Source organism: Mesorhizobium sp. WSM4313, from assembly GCF_002294725.1.
Lineage (GTDB): Bacteria > Pseudomonadota > Alphaproteobacteria > Rhizobiales > Rhizobiaceae > Mesorhizobium.
This window is the reverse complement of sequence record NZ_NSFT01000003.1, coordinates 288,694-304,533: the sequence shown is the minus strand read 5'-3', so window position 1 is coordinate 304,533 and position 15,840 is coordinate 288,694. Positions and strand designations below refer to the sequence as shown.

Below are 15,840 nucleotides of genomic sequence, written 5' to 3'. Positions count from 1 at the left end.
GCCGCAGCGGAATATCCGGGCGGCCATTTGTTTTTTAACGCCATTCCCGGGTCCGTTGCCCAAGACGCTGATGGAGACGGCAATGACGACTAAAGTTCTGGACAACGGGGCCGAGCGCTTCATCACCGCGGGCGGCGTGACGATCACCCGCGAGCGGCACGAGCGGCCCTATGAAGGCGCGATCGATGCCTATGTCGACGGCCTGAATTCGCGCCGCGGCGCAGTGTTTTCCTCCAACTACGAATATCCGGGCCGCTACACGCGCTGGGATACCGCCATCATCGATCCGCCGCTGGTGATTTCCGCGCGGGGACGCACCATGCGCATCGAAGCACTCAACAAACGCGGCGAAGTGTTGCTGCCGGGGATCGGCAAGGCGCTTGGCGAGCTCAGTGAAGTGACGATCGTCGAGACCTCGAAGACGCTCATCCGCCTCGATGTCGCCAAACCAGGCCGCGTCTTCACCGAGGAGGAGCGCAGCCGCGTACCGTCCGTGTTCACGGTGCTGCGCGCCATCACCGCGCTGTTCAAGACCGCCGAGGACGCGAATCTCGGCCTTTACGGCGCCTTCGGCTACGACCTAGCTTTCCAGTTCGATCCTGTCGACTACAAGCTCGAGCGCAAGGAGAGCCAGCGCGACCTGGTGCTGTTCCTGCCCGACGAGATCCTCGTCGTCGACCATTATTCGACCAAGGCCTGGACCGACCGCTACGACTATTCCGGCGACGGCTTTTCGACCGAAGGCTTGGCCCGCGACGCCACCGCCGAGCCGTTCAAGACCGCCGACCGCATCCCGCCGCGCGGCGACCACGAGCCGGGCGAATACGCCAACCTGGTGCGCCGCGCCATGGAGAGCTTCAAGCGCGGCGACTTGTTCGAGGTCGTGCCTGGACAGATGTTCTACGAGCGCTGCGAGACCCAGCCTTCCGACATCTCGCGCAAGTTGAAATCGATCAACCCCTCGCCCTATTCCTTCTTCATCAATCTCGGCGAGAACGAATATCTGATCGGTGCCTCGCCGGAGATGTTCGTGCGCGTCAACGGCCGCCGCGTCGAGACCTGCCCGATCTCGGGCACCATCAAACGCGGCGACGACGCCATTTCCGACAGCGAGCAGATCCTGAAGCTGCTCAACTCGAAGAAGGATGAGTCCGAGCTCACCATGTGCTCGGACGTCGACCGCAACGACAAGTCGCGCGTCTGCGAACCGGGCTCCGTGCGCGTCATCGGCCGCCGCCAGATCGAGATGTATTCGCGCCTGATCCACACCGTCGACCATATCGAGGGGCGCTTGCGCGAAGGCATGGACGCCTTCGACGCGTTTCTCTCGCATGCCTGGGCGGTCACCGTCACCGGCGCGCCGAAACTGTGGGCCATGCGCTTCATCGAGCAGAACGAGAAGAGCCCGCGCGCCTGGTATGGCGGGGCGGTCGGCATGGTCAATTTCAACGGCGACATGAACACCGGGCTGACCTTGCGCACCATCCGCATCAAGGACGGCATCGCCGAGGTCCGCGCCGGCGCCACACTGCTTTTCGACAGCATTCCCGAGGAAGAAGAAGCCGAAACCGAACTGAAGGCATCCGCCATGCTCTCCGCCATCCGCGACGCCAAGACCGGCAACGCCACCGGAACCGAGCGCACCACCGCGCGCGTCGGCGACGGCGTCAACATCCTGCTGGTCGACCATGAGGACAGTTTCGTCCATACCTTGGCCAACTACTTCCGCCAGACCGGCGCCAACGTCTCCACGGTTCGCTCGCCGGTGCCGGAGGAGGTCTTCGAGCGGTTGAAGCCGGACCTCGTCGTGCTTTCGCCCGGCCCTGGCACGCCGAAGGATTTCGACTGCGCCGCCACCATCAGACGAGCGCGCAGCCGCGACCTGCCGATCTTCGGCGTCTGTCTCGGCCTGCAGGCATTGGCCGAAGCCTATGGCGGCGAGCTCAGGCAGTTGCACATCCCCATGCATGGCAAACCATCGCGCATCCGCGTTTCGAAGCCCGGCATCATCTTCTCAGGCCTGCCCAAGGAAGTGACCGTCGGCCGCTATCACTCGATTTTCGCCGACCCGGTGCGCCTGCCCGACGGTTTCGTGGTGACCGCCGAGACCGAGGACGGCATCATCATGGCTTTCGAGCACCGCAAGGAGCCGATCGCGGCGGTGCAGTTCCATCCGGAATCGATCATGACGCTCGGTCACAATGCCGGCATGCGCATCATCGAAAACATTGTCGCGCATCTGCCGCGCAAGGCCAAGGAAAAGGCCGCGTAGGACCTATGGCTGCGACGCAGGACACGGTGGCGGCCGCGGCGAAAGCCGCGACCCGCGAGAAGATTGCCAGGCTTGCCTTCTGGTCGATCCTGGTCGCCTTCATGGTGCTCGTCTTGAAGCTTGCCGCCTGGTACATCACCGGTTCCGTGGCGCTCTATTCCGACGCGCTGGAATCGATCGTCAACGTGATCGCATCGGCCGCCGCCTTCTGGGCGATCCAGGTCAGCTACAAGCCCGCCGACCAGGACCATCCCTTCGGTCATCATAAAGCCGAATATTTTTCCGCCGTCCTCGAAGGCGTGCTGATCGTCGTCGCGGCGCTGCTGATCCTCAACGAGGTCTGGCAGTCCTGGCAACATCCGGCCCCGCTGGAACAGCCTTGGGAAGGACTTGCCGTTAACGGCATCGCGACGGTCATCAATGCGATCTGGGCCTGGACGCTGATCCGCGCCGGCCGGAATGCGAAGTCGCCTGCGCTTGTAGCCGACGGCCAGCACATCATGACCGACGTGGTAACGTCAGTCGGCGTGTTCGGCGGTCTTGTCGGTGCCGTGCTCACCGGCTGGCAGATCCTCGACCCCGCGCTTGCCGTGATCGTCGCGCTCAACATCCTGTGGCAGGGCTGGCATGTCATCGGCTCGTCGATGAGCGGGCTGATGGACCGCGCCGTCGACAACCACGAGCACATGCAGATCCGCGACATCATATCGGCCAATTCGAAGGGCGCGCTCGAGGTGCATGATCTCAAGACGCGCATTGCCGGCCGCGCCACCTTCATCGAGTTCCATCTCGTGGTCGACGCCGACATGACCGTCGGCGCCAGCCATGTCATCTGCGACCGCATCGAGGATGCGCTGAAAGCCGAGATCCCCTCGGTGCGAGTCACCATCCATGTCGAGCCGGACGACGAAGCGAAGCTGCCGAAAGGCACCGCGGCGGTGCCGTTCGCCTGACGGTGGCAGCACGGCAGACATTGGAGATTGGCCGGAGCCTCTCAATTTCGTCATTCTAGGGCGGAGCAGGAGCGAAGCTCCGTCGCGAAGACCCTAGAATCCATGCCGTTACCTTCGCCAAGGAGTGCAACGGAGCAAAATTCTGCACCGTGGCGGCGCTTCCAACCCACGGCATGGATTCTATGGTCTGCGCCGCGTCGCTTCGCTCCTTGCTCCGCCATAGAATGACGAAGCGCTGGTTACGGAGCACAGGCCGACTGCGGCATAGGCTGCAGCCGATAGACCTTGTCGTCGGACCTGGTCTTGCCATCCGCCGCCTTCGAGCAGAGATCGAGCACCGCCACCGCATTGTTGGGGTTCGCAACCATCATCGTGCCATTGACGCCGCGCTTGAGGAAGATCTCCTTCTGCGAGACGTCGCAGGAAAAATCGCTCGTCTTGGAACTGGCCGAGCAGCGCCACTGATCGGCCTCGCCCTGGCAGGAATAGATCTGCGTGACCTTTTTCCCTTTCTGCCTCGTCGTCACCGAAACGGCGACATCCGCCCCATCCGGCCAGTTCGCGGCATCGCCGCCGGCTGAGAAGGAGGCGAGCTCGACGGGTCCGCGAAACACGCGGATCGATTGCGTCAGCTGGTTGGGATGCGACTTCAGATGCGCATCGTCATAGTCATGCCCGAAGCAGAAGGGCTGATCGGACTTGAGCCGCACGCGCAGCGGCTCGCCTAGCGCAGGGTCGATCGGGTCGATGCGCGCGAACTCCGCCTTGCAGGTCTCGGCCGGCATCGGGTCCAGCTTGAAATTGTCATCCTCGCTGCCCAGCGCCTGCTTGTTGTACTCGGCCTCGCCGAGCTGCTCTTCCGAATCCGGGTCGAGATAGACGTCTGGCGACAGGCCGGACAGAAGAAGCTTTCCCTTGTCGTCGACTCTCAGCGAAGCCAGCGTCCTGTCGCAGTCCATGCCGCAACGGATGCCGCTCGCCTTGTCGCCTGGATCCTCCTTGTTGCACCAGCTGCTCGCCCATTCCGGCTTCTTGGCGCCGCGCACCGTTGTGGTGAGAAAGCCGTTATAGGACGTATCCTGGTTGGCGGCGGGTTCTTCGTTCGTCCGGCTGACCGGGTCATGGCCGTAGAAGAAGAAGATGCGCGCCACCTTCTGGCGCGGATGCGCCTTGAGATGGGCGGCGTCGTAGACACGGCCGAAGCAGGCGTCGGCGCCAGTCGGGCTGAGCTCGGGAAGCTTAGGCGGCTGTTCGGCGCGCGCCGCGCCGAACAAAGCGGCAAAGGCGGCGCAAAGCACCACCGCCATGGTCCTCGATGTCATGTGATCCTCCTCCCACCGACAGGACTTGGATATGCTAGTCTAGGAGTGCCGCCTGGACCATGCAAAATCGCAAGCGCGCGGCGAACGGAGGATACGATGCTGCGCCGTGACATCTTTCGTGCCGGTCTCGCTGGCGCCGCAGGCCTTTTCGGCCTGAGCCGGGCAAATGCGGCAACGCCTGAGGGAAGGTTGAAAGTCGCCTATCACCTCAGCGACGCCGACAAGGTCAACTTCGTCCTCGGCAACATCAAGAACCACTATGAAGGCGCCGGCGGCAATGTCGACATCGTGCTGGTGGTGCACGGTCCGGCTCTGGCCGCCTTCAAAGTCAAGGGCGCTTCCGGCGCTGTTTCCAGCCGCTTTGCCGGCCTTGTCCAGCAGGGACTTGTGCCGCAAGCCTGCGGCAACACCTTGCACGGCATGGATATCACGCTGACCGACCTGCTGGCGGGCTTCGAGCTTGCCGACAAGGGCGGCGTCGTGAAGCTCGCCGAACTGCAGCATCAGGGCTATGTCTATCTCAGGCCCTGAATGCGCCCGCACTGAACGCCAACACTTGAAGGCCGGGCCGGCAATGGCCTACGAAGGATGGCAACCCGGAGACCAGCCGACATGACGACACTTGCCATCCCCGATCTTGCCGGCAAGGCGGTGCTGGTCACCGGCGCTTCGACCGGGATCGGCGCGGCACTTGCCCGTGCCTATGCGGCGCAGAAATGCCGCGTCGCGCTGCATTTCAATGCAAGCCGCGCTCCCGCCGAAACCGTGGCCGGATCCATTCGCGACGGTGGCGGCGAGGTGTTCCTGGTCCAGGGCGACTTCTCGAAACCTGCCGACGTCGAGCGTGTGGTCGAAGAGAGCGCAAACCATTTCGGCCGGCTCGACGGCCTGGTCAACAATGCCGGCGGCATGCTTGGCCGCGTCGCCTTTGCCGACCAGGACGAGGCGCATTACGACGCCGTGATGGACCTCAATGCGCGCTCTGTCCTGACCGCTTCGCGCAAGGCGATCCCCTGGCTGAAGCGCCAGGGTGGCTTCATCATCAACACCACCTCGATCGCCGCCCGCAACGGCGCCGGCGGCGGCGCCGGCCTCTACGGATCGTCCAAGGCCTTCGTTTCCAACGTGACGCGCGGCATGGCCAAGGAGCTGATCGGCTTCGGCATCCGCGTCAACGCCGTGGCGCCCGGTACGATCTTGACGCCCTTCCACGAACGCTATTCGAATGCCGAGCAGATCAAGGCGATGGTCGCCACCATTCCGCAAGGGCGCGCCGGAACGCCGGAGGATTGCGTCGGAGCTTACCTGTTCCTGTCGTCCGATCTGTTGAGCGGCTACATCATCGGCCAGGTGATCGAGGTCAACGGTGGCCAGTTGATGCCGTGAGCGGTCGACTGCATACTCGATGCAGCGCACAACCTGGAGGAGATCAAGGGCATGTACGGACTGATCGGCAAGATGCGGGCAGCGCGCGGCCAGCGCGATGCGGTCATGGACGTGCTGCGCGAAAGCACCGGCGCTCTCCCCGGCTGCCTGAGCTACATCATCGCCACCGATCCAGCCGACGCCGACGCCATCTGGGTCACCGAAGTGTGGACCGACCAGGCGAGCCATAAGGCATCGCTGCAGCTGCCGGAAGTCCAGGCGGCGATCGCCAGGGCGCGTCCCTTCATTGCCGGCTTCGAATTCCAGATCGAGACCCATCCCGTTGGCGGCTTCGGCCTTCCTGCGCCAGAAAAGGCTGGGTGAAATCGCCGCCGCGGCGCAGCACGTCGACATCTCTTTCTTCATGGCCTTGCAGACGGCGCGCTTCCTGGTCGTGCTGCTTTGTGCCAAGCGTAGCCAGGCTGGTGGCGCGAAACGTCGGGGCTTGATCCGGGGTATCCAATGCCAAAGGAATTCCAGGAAAAGTGCTCGGCGGTTTTCCGTTCGGAATTGCGTAAGATCAGAAAGTTGGAGCAAGTCAGCAATCCATCAGGATGCTGAATTGCTCGACGAGCAAGGGAATTGCCAATGAACCGCCGTTTGAACGCCGTCGATCTTTCCGGCCGCGTCGCCGTGGTGACCGGCGGGGCGCAAGGCATCGGCCTTGCGGTCGCCCAGCGCCTGTTGTCGTCGGGCGCCAGCGTTGCCATCTGGGACGTCGACCAGGCCGCAATGACCCGGGCTGTCGCCGAGCTCAATTCGCTGGGCCGCGTTGAAGCCATCCTCTGCGACCAGTCCCAGATCGAGGCCGTCGATCGCTCGGCCGCCGCGACTGAGCGCACGCTTGGCCCCGTCGATCTCCTGGTCAACAATGCCGGCATTGCCGGGCCGGCGGCGACCGTGGCGGACTACGACCCCGCCGCCTGGCGTCAGATCGTCGATATCGACCTCAACGGCGTCTTCTACTGCTGCCGGCGCCTGGTGCCCGGCATGGTCGCGCGCAATTACGGCCGCATCGTCAACATCTCCTCGGTGGCCGGCAAGGAAGGCAATCCGAATGCCGCCGCCTATTCGGCCGCCAAGGCCGGCGTGCTGGCGCTGACCAAGTCGCTCGGCAAGGAGCTCGCGGGACACGACATCGCCGTCAACGCGCTGACCCCCTCGCCCGCCCGTACCAGAATTCTCGAGCAGCTCACGGAAGCGCAGGTCGCTTATATGCTCGGCAAAGTGCCGCGCGGCCGCTTCGTCGAGGTGGAAGAGGCCGCCGCGATGATCGTCTTCATGCTGTCGGACGAGAACTCTTTCACCACCGGCGCGACCTTCGATCTCTCCGGCGGCCGCGCGACCTACTGACCATCCCCGCGGAGCTTCGTTTGGATTGCCGGGCCTATCGCCCCGCCGCAAGCCTCTCGGGAAGAAAATCGACGAAGACCCGGACCTTCGGCGAAAGATGGCGATTGGACGGCCACAGCATGCGGAACTGGCCGCGGCCGTCGACATGGTCGTCGAGCACGGCGCGCAGCCTGCCGTCATGCAGCGCCTCCCGCACCAGGAAGTCGGGCATGCAGGCGATGCCGAGACCGGCAATCGTAGCGCCCTTCAATGCCTCCATGTTGTTGCAGGTCAGCATCGAACGGATCTGCGGCTCGGCGCTCCCGGTGATGAACGGCCAGTTGAGCAGCCTGCCGCTGTTGAGAAAGCGGAAGTGTATCCCGAAATGTGCCGCTAGATCCGCCGGCGTGCCGGGCATGCCATGGCGATCGAGATAGGAGGCGGCCGCGCACAATATCATGCGAAAGGGCGCGACCGGCCTCGACACCAATCGCGAATCGGGCAGCTCACCGCTGCGGATCGCGACGTCGATACCCTCGTCGATGACGTCGACGATGCGATCGTTGAAATCGATGTCGAGCTCGATTTCCGGGTATCGCGCCATGAATTCCGACAGCACCGGCAAAAGCAGATGATAGGTGACGATCGGCGTTGAGATGCGCAGCCGGCCATGCGGCGTTTCGCGTGTACGCGACAGCATCGCCTCCGCGTCTTCTATGTCGTCGAGGATGCGGCGCACCCGCTCGTTGAAAAGCTTGCCCTCCTCGGTCAGACCTATGCGCCGCGTGCTGCGCTGCAGGAGACGCACGCCGAGTTCCTGCTCGAGCCGGGCGACGCTCTTGCCGACGGCGGAGGCGGAAATGCCGAGCGCTTGTCCGGCGGCGACGAAACTGCCGAGCTCGGCGGTGCGGGCGAAAGCCAGAAGGCCGTTGAGACGATCCATGGTGAACCTATTCGAGCGTTTTGTTCCGAGATGAACGGAGATTTAATACTATTTTGCCGGAAACGTCGCCGCCCTATCTTGTCGTTGCGATCGGCTATGCCAGTCAGGACATGCCGGCAAATCCCGCCTCGGATAGGAAAATCCATGACTTTGATGACCAGAACCGGCCCGGCCGGCAGATGGCTCGTGCTGCTGTCAGTTTGCCTCGCAGCCATGACGATGCCGTTGAGTTTCACCGGTCCCGCCGTAGCGTTGTCCCGCATTGCCGCCGATCTCGGCGGCAGTCCGATCGAGCTCAATTGGGTGACCAATGCCTTCATGCTGACCTTCGGCGCCGGCCTAATGGCGGCCGGAGCGCTGGCTGACAATCATGGCCGCAAGCGGATTTTTCTCGCCGGCCTCGCCGCCTATTCCCTAGCCGCGCTGGGCTGCATGCTGGCGCCAGGCGTCGTCTGGTTCGATTTCTTCAGGGCTCTGCAAGGCGTTGGCGGCGCTGCCGCCTTCGCCGGCGGCGCCTCTGCGCTTGCCCAGGAATTCGACGGGCAATCGCGTTTGCGCGCCTTCAGCTTTCTCGGCACCAGCTTCGGCATCGGCCTTGCCTTCGGCCCTGTTGCCTCCGGCCTGCTCATCGACGCGTTCGGCTGGCGCGCGATCTTTCTTCTGGTGGCGGTGCTTGGCGTTGCCGCCGCCGCGCTCGGCCTGCGCACCGTCGCCGAATCGCGCGACCCGGACGCAACCGGGCTCGACTGGGCGGGAGCCGCCACCTTCACCATCGCGCTTGCCGCGCTGACCTGCGGCGTGCTGCAGGCGCCCCAGAGCGGTTGGGCCAATCCCCTCGTTATCGCCCTCCTCGGCGTTGCAGCCATCTTCTTTGCCGCCTTCGTCATTGTCGAGCGGCGGGTGCGCCGGCCGATGCTGGACCTGACGCTGTTTCGCTTCCCACGTTTCGTCGGCGTGCAGTTCCTGGCCGCCGCACCTGCCTATGCCTTCGTCGTCTTGCTCGTGCTCCTGCCGATCCGCTTCATCGGCATTGAGGGGATGAGCGAGATCAAGGCGGGGCAATTGATGATCTGCCTGTCCGGGCCGCTGCTGATCTTGCCGCTGCTGGCCGGCCAGGCGGCACGCCGGATCGCCCCGGCCACCATCTGCGGTGTGGGCCTCCTCGCTGCCGCGGCCGGCCTGGTCTGGCTCAGTTGCGTGCCCGTGGCGGACAACGCGCTGCTGCTCCCGCTGGTCTTGGTCGGCATCGGCATCGCCTTGCCCTGCGGACTGATGGACGGACCTGCCGTCAGCGTCGTGCCAAAGGAGCGCGCCGGCATGGCGGTCGGCATATTCAACACCACCCGCGTCGCCAGCGAGGGCGTGGCCCTGGCTATCGTCATGGCGGCCTTGTCCGGTTTCACGGCCACGCAGCTTGGTGCTCAAGGATTGGCCTCGCCTGCCGAAGCGGCACAGCTACTGGCAACCGGCAATATCAGCGAAACGGTGCAACATCTGCACTTGGCCGACGCCAGTGCCCTGGTCCAAGCCTATGAGACGGCTTTCGACCGGCTGCTCATCGTGCTGGCGACGATCACCGTGCTCACCGCCGTCGTCGTCTTCTTCGGCTTGCGTCGCGGATCGCCGTCGCAACAAGACGTCGCGCCTGTCCCGGCCTGCCTGGAAGGCTGACGCCATGTGACGCCGTCAAGTCCGGCGAGGTATCAAAAAAATACTTGACTCTCTTACTCATATTTGAGAGCGCGGAGGCGCAACCAAACATGAGGATTGGAGACAAGTTAATGACGAAGCGGTCGAGGACGTGGCGCCGGGGATTATCATTGCTGGCGGGCAGCGCCATCCTCGGCCATGCCTGGCCGACAATTGCCCAGGAAGGCGGCGACGCCACCGTTCTCGACAGGATCGAGGTGACCGCCGAGAGCAACGAGATCCTGAAGCAGGACGGCTACGTCGCGAAGAAGGACCGCATCGGCACCAAGACCGACACGCCGATCGCCAGGATCCCGCAGGCGGTCTCGGTCGTCACGCAGAAGCAGATCGAGGACCAGAAGCCGCGTACACTGAACGACGCGCTGGGCTACACGGCCAGCGCCAATCCAAACAGCTTCGGTTTCGACACGCGCTACGACGCCTTCTTCCTGCGAGGCTTCCAGGCCTTCTACAACGGCATGTTCCGCGACGGGCTGCGCCAGTACAACGGCCCTTCCGCCTGGTTCAAGACAGAACCTTACGGCATCGAGGGCGTCACCATCCTGAAGGGACCGGCCTCCTCGCTTTACGGCGTCAGCGGTCCGGGCGGCATCGTCAATGTCGTCACCAAACGCCCCAAGGACGAGCCGTTCCATGAGATCGAGTTGCTGGCCGGCGAGCACAACCGCTACCAGGCGGCGCTCGATGCTTCCGGGCCGGTCAATGACGACGGCAGCATTCTCTATCGCTTCACCAGCCTCGGCCGTCTGAGCGGGACCGGCCTGCCCGACTATCCCGACGATAAACTCTATCTGGGGCCGGCTGTCACTTTCAAGCCGGACGAGGACACCAAGCTCACCATCCTCGGCGAATATTCGAAGTCCGTCACCGGTGGCACCGCCGCCTTCTACAACTCCGCCTATGGCGTGCTGTCGAACGTCTATGAAGGCGATGCGTCCTGGAATGATTTCACCCAAGATCAGGGGCGCATCGGCTACGAGTTCGAGCACCGCTTCAATGACTGGCTGACCGTGCGCCAGAACCTGCGCTACAACGCCGTTGACTCGGATATCGAATATAGCGGCCATTACTCGATCGGCGCCGATCAGCCGCTTGAGCGCTACTGGGGCCACTACACCGAGACGATGAAGAACTTCGTCGTCGACAACATGGCGCAGCTCGAATTCGACACGGGTCCGGTGCGGCACACCGTGATTGCCGGCATCGACTATGCCTGGTCGGACTATGACGCCGGCAGCGGGCTTTCCTATGTCTCGGTCGAGGATATCAAGGCCGCTCCCGTCCCCCATTTCGGCGGGCAGGAGATGAACCAGCTCGGCGTCTACCTGCACGACCAGATGGAGTGGAACGATTTCACCCTGTTCACCAGCGGCCGCTACGACTGGGTCGACACCACCTCCACCGCGGCGGATTTCAGTCAGTCGAAGCAGAAGGACAGCGCCTTCTCCGGCCGCGTCGGCCTGTCCTACCGGACCGAATGGGGCATCATCCCCTACGTCAACTATTCGACCTCGTTCTCTCCCAACATCGGCTTCGTCTATGACGACGTCTCGAGTTCCGTCAGCCGCGTCGCCCGCCCGACCATCGCCACGCAGACGGAGATCGGCGTCAAATACGAGATCCCCGACCACAACGCGACCGTCAGCGCCGCGCTGTTCGACATCGACCAGAAGGACGGCGTCGTCTTCGACGCCTCCACCGGCATCAACAAGCAGCGCCAGCTCGACCTCAACTCGCGCGGCGTCGAGCTGGAAGCCAATGCCTCACTCGATAATGGCTTCAGCGTCATCGCCTCCTACACCTATCTGCGCGTGAAGATCGAACGCGGCGCCGAAGGCACCGACGGCAAGGAACTGTCGGCCACGCCGAACCACATCCTGTCGCTCTGGGGCCATTACCAGTTCGAGAACGGCACGCTTGAAGGGCTTGGGCTCGGCGCTGGCGTGCGTTTCGCCGGCGCGAGCTACGGCGACGACACCAATACTTTCAAGAACGACGCGCGCGCCTTCGTCGATGCCTCGCTGTCCTATGATTTCGGCTATCGCAACCCGAGCCTCGAAGGCGTGAAGCTGCAGATCAACGCCAAGAACCTGTTCGACAACCAGCAGGCAATTTGCTCGGCCGGCTATTGCTACCGCGACGAGGGCCGCTCGCTGTTCGGCAGCCTGCGCTATCGCTTCTGATGTCGGTCTCCGTCTCGAACCGGGCCGCCTCGTCGCCGGCCGCCATCGTCGCCGCGATCGGCGGCCTCTATGTGGCGCAGAGCGTGATCGGCGGCATCACCTGGACGGGTCTCCCGGCCGTGATGCGCGACCAGGGCCTGCCGCTCGACCGCATCGGCCTGCTCACCCTGATCGCCCTGCCATGGGCGCTGAAGTTCCTGTGGTCGCCGGCGGTGGAGCGTTACCGGCTTCCGCCAGCGGGCAGGAACCGCACCGGCGCGATCGTCCTCATCGGCGGCCTCATCTCCATCACTGGACTGCTGGCCATCGCCCAGCTCGGTCCCGCCACCTTCTGGCCGGTCGTCGCCTGCCTGACGGTGGTCGCCTTTGCCGCCTCGACGGTCGACATCGCCTGCGATGGCTTTGCGGTGCAGAACCTTGCCGGCAAAAATCTCGGCTGGGGCAATGCCGCCCAGGTCGGCGGCGCCTATCTCGGCTCGGCGATCGGCGCCGGTCTCTTCCTCTATCTCGTCGAAATCCACGGCTGGCGCGCGGCGGTGTCGGCGATGGCCTCGCTGCTGGTGCTGCTCGGACTGCCCTTCCTGCTCGGCATCGCCGGCCGATCGCGCGAGGAAGTGCGCGAACACGTGCCCGCGCTCGGCACGGCGCTGCGGCGCTCGCAGATACGCCGCGGTCTGGCGGCGTCGGCGATCTACGTTCTGGCGCACAAAGCGGCGCTGACCATGCTCGGCCCGTTTCTGGTCGATGCCGGGCTCAGCCTTTCCACGATCGGCCTGGTCAACGGTGTCGGCAGCATGGTTCTCGGCGGCGCGGCCGCCCTTGCCGGCGGCGCTCTTGTCCGATGGCTGGGCACGCGCAGCGTGCTTGTGCTCGCGCTTATGCTGCAGGCCGGATCGCTGTTTATCCTCGCGGCCTTCGCGCTTTCCGGCGTTTTCCCGGCAGGCCCGCTGGCGGCCGTCGCGACGCTGAGTTCCTCGGGCATCATGGCGCTCGGCTTCGTGGCGCTCTATGCGCAGTTCATGCGCTGGTCGGATCCGAAGCAGGCAGGGGTCGATTTCACGCTTTTCCAGTGCATGGATGCCTTGGTCAGCATGGCGGGCGGCATCCTGGCCGGCTATGCGGCGCAGCATCTGGGCTATGGCGCACTGTTCGGCGGCGCGGGCGTCGTCGCGCTGCTGGCGGTGCCGGCCATCGCCATGGTCAGCGATCGCAACTAAAAGATTGAACTATTCCTCGCCGGCACCGTCTCCGCCCGACTCGCCGCGGCGCCAATAGGCGGTGACAAGATGCCGGTTGCGCGACAGGGCCCATTCCTTGCGCACGATCCGGCGGATGTCGCGGAAGTCGGCGAACTCGCATCCGGCCCAGACAAAGAGATCGTCGGCCCCGCGGCCGCGCTCGCGCAGCGCTTCCGGCAGCAGGCCGGCCCGGCCTGCTTCGCGGCCATGCCGATAAAGCCAATGGACAGCGATGTTCTCGCCCGCCGCCAGCGTCACCCGGTCTTGCGGACCGTCAACCTCGATGAAGGCCTCGGCACGGACGGACGGCGCAAGCTCTTCCAGCATCCGGCCGATCGCCGGAAGCGCGGTATCGTCGCCCAGAAGAAGCAGGTTTGATGCCTCGGGCACATCGCCGCCGCCGGGGCCGATCATGCCGATGATGTCGCCGGCCCTCGCATTCTGCGCGAAACTCGCAGCCGGCGTCTCGGCGCCGGGATGCAGCACGAAGTCGATGTCGAGCCAACCCTCGGCCACGTCCAGCGCGCGGATCGTGTAGACGCGGATGGTGAGCGCATCCTCGCCCGACGGCCAGACGATCAGACCGTCCGGGCCCATGGTCGGCCAAACCGCCTGCCGTCCGGCCGGCGGCAGCAGAAGCCGAACATGAAATCCGCCATGGGCGAAGCGGCCGAGGGCGCGGCCGCAGAAGCGCACGCGTTGCATATGCGGCGACAACCGTGTCGAGGACAGGACCGATATCTCGCGGAAGAATATCGGTGTGCCGGCATCCATGCCGTCTCCTTGCCAGCGCAGGCCTTCGGTGGTGCGGAGATGCGCGGCGATGTGGCCGGCGAAGATCATCTTCATGTAGGAGAGGCAGGTCTCGTCCTCCGCCGCGACACGGACCAGCACGCCGCGGTCGTCGAATGAGGCATTCAACGTGCCGTAATGCATGCGGAATTCCCATTGGCCGGCAACGCCGGTGTCGTTTTCATAGTCGCCGTGCTCGGCGCGCAGCCTGTCCATCACCGCGCGGATGTCGTCGTTTTGGATACGGGTTTGCGCGCTCAAGAGCTTCATCGCCGGGCCTTCCGATATCGACGAGATCGGCCGAAGCCCGATATCGCCGCGCCGGCATGCCACAGCGCCGGCGGCATTGCCACAAAAACATGATTACAATGGTCATATTTTTGGACGATGCCGCACGAAGGTCGCGACGCATCCGTTCTTCAGCTGATGACCAGGCTCGCGATCCGGTCGCCGTTGAGCGTGAAGGCCATGTCGCCCTCGCCGTTGAAGCCGTTGCCGGTCACGGCGACGCGGGCATGATAGACGCCGTCGCGCCTCGCGATGCGAACGATGCGAAGGTTGGACTGCACGCCGATATTGTCCGACTGGTTCCACCGCGCGACGCCATCGCGGCCACTGAAATCGCGACCCCAGTCGCTGAGGAAAGCATCGTCTGTGAATGTGGCCAGAAAGGCTTCGGTATCGGCGGCGTTGGTCGCTTCGACAAAGCGACGGATCGGATCGGGTGTGGTCATTGGTCTGTACATTTTGAGGTGTGTTGAGATTCAGGTCAGGCCGAGACGAAAATGGTGGCTTCCGAGAACCGGAGCGGAGCGTACTTCATGTACGTGAGCACCGGAAGCGCAGGAAACCGCCATTTGCAGGCCGGCCTCACCTGAATATCAACGCACCTCAGTCCAACCTGTGCATGAGGTCGTCATCCAGCCAACGGCCGAAGAAATAGACGAGCTGCTTATGCCACCACGGCCAGTCATGGCTGACGTCGCCACCCCAATAGTCGACCCAGGCCGGGATCGATTTGTCGCGCAGCACCTGTTCCAGCTCGCGCGTTTCGACCAGCATGCGCTCTTCCCAGGCGCCCTGGCCGCAACAGAAGATCAGCCTGAGCGCCCTGAGCCGCCCGAGCAGCTTCTGGTCGACGATGCCGGGCAGATAATCGAGCGGCGAGTTGAAATAGATATTGCCTTCCAGAGCCCGGCCGAAAAAGTCGCGCGCCGAATAGACGCCGGACAGCGAGATCACCCCGCTCGCCAGCTCCGGGAAGCGGAACACGAAATTGGATGAGTGATAGCCGCCCATCGAGCAGCCGCAAAACAGCGGCTTCAAAACGCGGCCACCGTTGGACTTGGCGGCAACCGCCTGCAAATCCGGCAGCGCTTCTTCGCGCACATAGCGGAAATAGGCTTCGTGGCGGGCGATGCGTTGCGCCGGGTCGGCATGCTTGTCGAAGAAGGATTCCGAGTCGATGCCGTCGAGCGTGAAGAGCTGGATGCGGCCGGTGTCGATGAACTCGGCAAGCGCGCCGACCCCACCCGAATCCTCGAGCTGGTAGAACCGCCCTTGCGAGGTCGGGAACACCACCACCGGCCGCCCGGCATGGCCGTAGCGCTTGTATTCCATGTCCCGGCCGAGATTGCGGGCATGACCCTTGTGATAGGAGACGTCCATCG

The 15,840-nt window shown here is 64.1% G+C and carries 14 protein-coding genes and 1 pseudogene; 10 read left to right on the top strand and 5 right to left on the bottom strand.

The window, feature by feature from the left end:
- Positions 1 to 82 precede the first annotated feature (82 nt).
- The gene (locus tag CK219_RS09285) at positions 83 to 2,272 is read left to right on the top strand and encodes an anthranilate synthase (RefSeq protein WP_095766717.1); all 2,190 of its coding nucleotides are present in this window, start codon (positions 83 to 85) and stop codon (positions 2,270 to 2,272) included.
- 5 nt (positions 2,273 to 2,277) lie between these two features.
- Positions 2,278 to 3,225: a cation diffusion facilitator family transporter gene (locus CK219_RS09280; RefSeq protein WP_095766462.1), complete on the top strand. Its 948-nt coding sequence runs from the start codon at positions 2,278 to 2,280 to the stop codon at positions 3,223 to 3,225.
- Between the two features lie 239 nt (positions 3,226 to 3,464).
- Here CK219_RS09280 and CK219_RS09275 read toward each other — a convergent pair whose 3' ends face one another.
- On the bottom strand, positions 3,465 to 4,547 hold the full coding sequence (locus tag CK219_RS09275; protein WP_095766461.1) for a hypothetical protein: 1,083 nt from the start codon (positions 4,545 to 4,547) through the stop codon (positions 3,465 to 3,467).
- Between the two features lie 96 nt (positions 4,548 to 4,643).
- Between CK219_RS09275 and CK219_RS09270 the strand changes: the two genes are divergently transcribed.
- The 5 genes and pseudogenes from CK219_RS09270 (at position 4,644) to CK219_RS09255 (ending at position 7,325) form a co-directional block, all read left to right on the top strand.
- Entirely contained in the window at positions 4,644 to 5,078 is a 435-nt protein-coding gene (locus CK219_RS09270; protein WP_095766460.1) for a DsrE family protein, read from the top strand.
- 81 nt (positions 5,079 to 5,159) lie between these two features.
- Complete coding sequence (locus tag CK219_RS09265; RefSeq protein WP_176476970.1) at positions 5,160 to 5,933, top strand: SDR family oxidoreductase; 774 nt, start codon at positions 5,160 to 5,162, stop codon at positions 5,931 to 5,933.
- 51 nt (positions 5,934 to 5,984) lie between these two features.
- Positions 5,985 to 6,296, top strand: coding sequence for a putative quinol monooxygenase (locus CK219_RS09260; RefSeq protein WP_095766458.1), 312 nt, complete (start codon positions 5,985 to 5,987; stop codon positions 6,294 to 6,296).
- 1 nt (position 6,297) lies between these two features.
- Positions 6,298 to 6,421, top strand: a pseudogene (locus tag CK219_RS31105) (AbrB family transcriptional regulator); the annotation flags it as partial.
- Positions 6,422 to 6,572: 151 nt separating this feature from the next.
- Complete coding sequence (locus tag CK219_RS09255; RefSeq protein ID WP_095766716.1) at positions 6,573 to 7,325, top strand: SDR family NAD(P)-dependent oxidoreductase; 753 nt, start codon at positions 6,573 to 6,575, stop codon at positions 7,323 to 7,325.
- Between the two features lie 34 nt (positions 7,326 to 7,359).
- Here the strand turns inward: CK219_RS09255 and CK219_RS09250 are convergent, their stop codons facing one another.
- On the bottom strand, positions 7,360 to 8,247 hold the full coding sequence (locus tag CK219_RS09250) for a LysR family transcriptional regulator (protein WP_095766457.1): 888 nt from the start codon (positions 8,245 to 8,247) through the stop codon (positions 7,360 to 7,362).
- A 144-nt stretch (positions 8,248 to 8,391) separates the two neighbouring features.
- Here CK219_RS09250 and CK219_RS09245 point away from each other — a divergent pair, with 144 nt between their 5' ends.
- The 3 genes from CK219_RS09245 to CK219_RS09235 all read left to right on the top strand — a co-directional run bounded on the left by CK219_RS09245 (position 8,392) and on the right by CK219_RS09235 (position 13,357).
- The gene (locus CK219_RS09245) at positions 8,392 to 9,918 is read left to right on the top strand and encodes an MFS transporter (RefSeq protein ID WP_095766456.1); all 1,527 of its coding nucleotides are present in this window, start codon (positions 8,392 to 8,394) and stop codon (positions 9,916 to 9,918) included.
- Positions 9,919 to 10,067: 149 nt separating this feature from the next.
- Positions 10,068 to 12,140, top strand: coding sequence for a TonB-dependent siderophore receptor (locus tag CK219_RS09240; protein WP_095766455.1), 2,073 nt, complete (start codon positions 10,068 to 10,070; stop codon positions 12,138 to 12,140).
- Positions 12,140 to 13,357, top strand: coding sequence for an MFS transporter (locus tag CK219_RS09235; protein WP_095766454.1), 1,218 nt, complete (start codon positions 12,140 to 12,142; stop codon positions 13,355 to 13,357). Before CK219_RS09240 ends, CK219_RS09235 begins: the two co-directional genes overlap by 1 nt.
- 9 nt (positions 13,358 to 13,366) lie before the next feature.
- On the opposite strand, the gene CK219_RS09230 is transcribed toward CK219_RS09235, so the two are convergent.
- The 3 genes from CK219_RS09230 to CK219_RS09220 all read right to left on the bottom strand — a co-directional run bounded on the left by CK219_RS09230 (position 13,367) and on the right by CK219_RS09220 (position 15,838).
- Entirely contained in the window at positions 13,367 to 14,440 is a 1,074-nt protein-coding gene (locus CK219_RS09230) for a siderophore-interacting protein (RefSeq protein ID WP_095766715.1), read from the bottom strand.
- Between the two features lie 149 nt (positions 14,441 to 14,589).
- Entirely contained in the window at positions 14,590 to 14,904 is a 315-nt protein-coding gene (locus CK219_RS09225) for a nuclear transport factor 2 family protein (protein ID WP_095766453.1), read from the bottom strand.
- A gap of 157 nt (positions 14,905 to 15,061) precedes the next feature.
- Positions 15,062 to 15,838 (bottom strand): alpha/beta hydrolase-fold protein, encoded by a 777-nt coding sequence (locus CK219_RS09220; protein ID WP_095766452.1) that lies wholly within the window; start codon positions 15,836 to 15,838, stop codon positions 15,062 to 15,064.
- Between the last annotated feature and the right edge of the window lie 2 nt (positions 15,839 to 15,840).

What these genes read in the sequence shown, in the direction of transcription:
- CK219_RS09285 (WP_095766717.1), top strand. Translation starts at nt 83, where the DNA reads ATGACGACTAAAGTTCTGGACAACGGGGCCGAGCGCTTCATCACCGCG.
- CK219_RS09265 (WP_176476970.1), top strand. Translation starts at nt 5,160, where the DNA reads ATGACGACACTTGCCATCCCCGATCTTGCCGGCAAGGCGGTGCTGGTC.
- CK219_RS09245 (WP_095766456.1), top strand. Translation starts at nt 8,392, where the DNA reads ATGACTTTGATGACCAGAACCGGCCCGGCCGGCAGATGGCTCGTGCTG.
- CK219_RS09270 (WP_095766460.1), top strand. Translation starts at nt 4,644, where the DNA reads ATGCTGCGCCGTGACATCTTTCGTGCCGGTCTCGCTGGCGCCGCAGGC.
- CK219_RS09250 (WP_095766457.1), bottom strand. Translation starts at nt 8,247, where the DNA reads ATGGATCGTCTCAACGGCCTTCTGGCTTTCGCCCGCACCGCCGAGCTC.
- CK219_RS09260 (WP_095766458.1), top strand. Translation starts at nt 5,985, where the DNA reads ATGTACGGACTGATCGGCAAGATGCGGGCAGCGCGCGGCCAGCGCGAT.
- CK219_RS09220 (WP_095766452.1), bottom strand. Translation starts at nt 15,838, where the DNA reads ATGGACGTCTCCTATCACAAGGGTCATGCCCGCAATCTCGGCCGGGAC.
- CK219_RS09225 (WP_095766453.1), bottom strand. Translation starts at nt 14,904, where the DNA reads ATGACCACACCCGATCCGATCCGTCGCTTTGTCGAAGCGACCAACGCC.
- CK219_RS09235 (WP_095766454.1), top strand. Translation starts at nt 12,140, where the DNA reads ATGTCGGTCTCCGTCTCGAACCGGGCCGCCTCGTCGCCGGCCGCCATC.
- CK219_RS09275 (WP_095766461.1), bottom strand. Translation starts at nt 4,547, where the DNA reads ATGACATCGAGGACCATGGCGGTGGTGCTTTGCGCCGCCTTTGCCGCT.
- CK219_RS09280 (WP_095766462.1), top strand. Translation starts at nt 2,278, where the DNA reads ATGGCTGCGACGCAGGACACGGTGGCGGCCGCGGCGAAAGCCGCGACC.
- CK219_RS09230 (WP_095766715.1), bottom strand. Translation starts at nt 14,440, where the DNA reads ATGAAGCTCTTGAGCGCGCAAACCCGTATCCAAAACGACGACATCCGC.